This is a genomic window from Winogradskyella litoriviva, assembly GCF_013249065.1.
GTDB classification, from domain to species: Bacteria; Bacteroidota; Bacteroidia; order Flavobacteriales; family Flavobacteriaceae; genus Winogradskyella; species Winogradskyella litoriviva.
Genome location: NZ_JABRWQ010000022.1, coordinates 1 through 2,396, shown reverse-complemented (window position 1 = coordinate 2,396; position 2,396 = coordinate 1). Strand labels below are relative to the sequence as shown.

General features: G+C 28.8%; 2 protein-coding genes. One reads left to right on the top strand and one right to left on the bottom strand.

Translation table 11 applies throughout. The features are described 5' to 3' along the window. Nucleotides 1-402 precede the first annotated feature (402 nt). Nucleotides 403-942, bottom strand: coding sequence for a porin family protein (locus HNV10_RS17040; protein WP_173302663.1), 540 nt, complete (start codon nt 940-942; stop codon nt 403-405). 407 nt (nt 943-1,349) lie between these two features. On the opposite strand from HNV10_RS17040, the gene HNV10_RS17035 reads away from it, so the two are divergent. After that, a complete protein-coding gene (locus HNV10_RS17035) occupies nt 1,350-2,159 on the top strand; it encodes a hypothetical protein (RefSeq protein ID WP_173302661.1) in 810 nt (269 codons plus the stop codon). The last annotated feature ends 237 nt before the right edge of the window (nt 2,160-2,396 follow it).

Below are 2,396 nucleotides of genomic sequence, written 5' to 3'. Positions count from 1 at the left end.
AACACTGTGTATAACTAATTGCTTTATTGAGCTTACGTACGAAAATCCTCTCGGATTTTCTATGTCGTGAATTATTGCTAACTTAGTTGCTTAAACCACGCAACTAAGTAATACACGCACACGTTGTGGTGCATTTGAGAGCAACCAATGAAAATTAAAAGAATAATATTAATAATAGATTTTTAATTAACATTTTCGAATTTAGTCCAACAATAACCTGATTAAATTGAGTTCAAATCAAGACACTGAAGAAGGATGGAAAGATTTAGTTTTCACGATTAGAGAAAAGGAAAAAATGGACAACGGATTTTGGAGTTTGACTTGTAAAGTAAATTTTAAAAATCAAATTATCGGACAATAATAATTTATTAATTCCTTCTTCCCTAAATAAAGTAACATTTTTTAGTCAAATCTATAAACTAGACCAAACTGGAATCCATTAAATTCAGCGAATAAATCAGACGATGAACTAAAATCATCCTTTAGAGAATTTGACAATGCAAAATTGTACCTTGCTTCGATGGAAAGCCTATCTGTAATATCATAAGATACACCTAAAGAAACACCAAGATAATAAGAATGAAAATTTTCATTAGTGTTTAATAAAAATCCCAAATTTGGACCAGCCAAAACATTAAACTTTTTTCCGATTCTATACTTAGCTAAAACAGGAATTTGAAGTTGGTCAAAATCATTTTTAATGTTCACATAAGTAACTTCAGGTTGAATATAAAATCTTTCAGAAATTGAAAATTCTACGAATGCACCAATGTAGAAACCATCATTATAATTTTTGTTGTTTTTTAATCCATCTCCTTCAAATGTTGTATTTGTTTCTCTAAAAGATTTAAAATATCCTGATTTAACTCCAAATTCAGTTTGAGCACTCAAACTTGTTATTGCTAAAACTAAAATAAGACTTGTAAGTAATAATTTTTTCATGTGAGATTGTTTTTATGTTAGAACTCAAAACTAGTAGTTAAATAAAAAAGCTATCTTTATTAAACCATATTTAACTTTTATTTTCATCTTAATTAACTTTTATTTTCATCTTCATTAACTTCTATTTAACAGAATATCAAGCTTTAAAAGAAAGAAAGCGGAGTTTTCGCCTTATTAAAAACAACCGATGATTTTTATGCAAACCGAGTTGAACATAATTATTAATAGAATAAAAAACGACACCACAACACCGTGTATAATTAATTGCTAGTTCACTGCCGACTTACGAACATTCCTGCGGAATATTCTATCTGTGATTTATTTGCTAAATTAGGTGCTTAAACACGCAACTAACCATACACATCAACGTTGTGCGTCATTTAAGCAACACTCTCGAAAAAAAGAAAATGAGTCGAAAAAAATGGACATCTGAAAAAATATTCACTCGACTGCTGAATAATAAAACGCAAAAAACTTTTTGGGAAAATGTCCGAGAATTAAGAAAAAGACCAAATAAAGAAGTTTATAATAGAGCGTTCAAACTCGCTAACTCTGAAATTGAAAAAGAGCAAATTATTGGAATTTATGTTTTAGCTCAATTAGGTTTTGACCCAAGATTTCAGCAAGAAAAAACAGTAGATTTATATTTTAGATTATTAGAAAAAGAGAAATCACCAAAAGTAATTTCAGCAATTTTATCTTCAATAAGTCATAATAATGAGAATTTAAGTGAGAAACAGATATTAAAATTAATAGAATACAAGAATCATAAGTTTGTAAATGTAAGATTTGAATTAGCTCTTGCGCTTTCTTGTTTGGAAAATGAGAGTGCAATAAAAACTTTAATTGAATTATCTAATGACAGAGATTCTGACACCAGAAATTGGGCAACTTTTGGAATTGGAACACAACTTGACAATGATAGCGAAGAAATCAGAATTGCATTATGGAATAGAGTTTCAGACAAAGACCAAATTACAAGATTCGAAGCAATTTCAGGATTAACAAAAAGGAAAGACAAAAAAATAAAAGATGTTTTAAAAACCGAACTTGAAAACATTGACGAAAATGGTTCGCTGATTTTAGAATCTATTGAAGTATTAAATGATAAAGATTTCATTCCATTGTTGGAAAAGAAAATCATAGAGAATAAAAAATCAAAAAGAGTTAATGAAGATTGGCTTTTGGAGACAATAAACAAACTGAACGAAAAATAAAAACGAACGCACAACACCGTGTATAATTAATTGCTGTATTAGTCTCTACTTGCGAATATTCCTTCGGAATATTCACAGGTTCGTGATTTGTTTGCTATCTTAGTTGCTTAAACCACGCAACTAACCATACACAAACACGTTGGCAACAATTTGACGCAACCAAATCGCGAATTTAACATCTATAGATTATAAGCTTAATTTTATAAAAAATGAAAACTCAAATTTTATTATTAATTA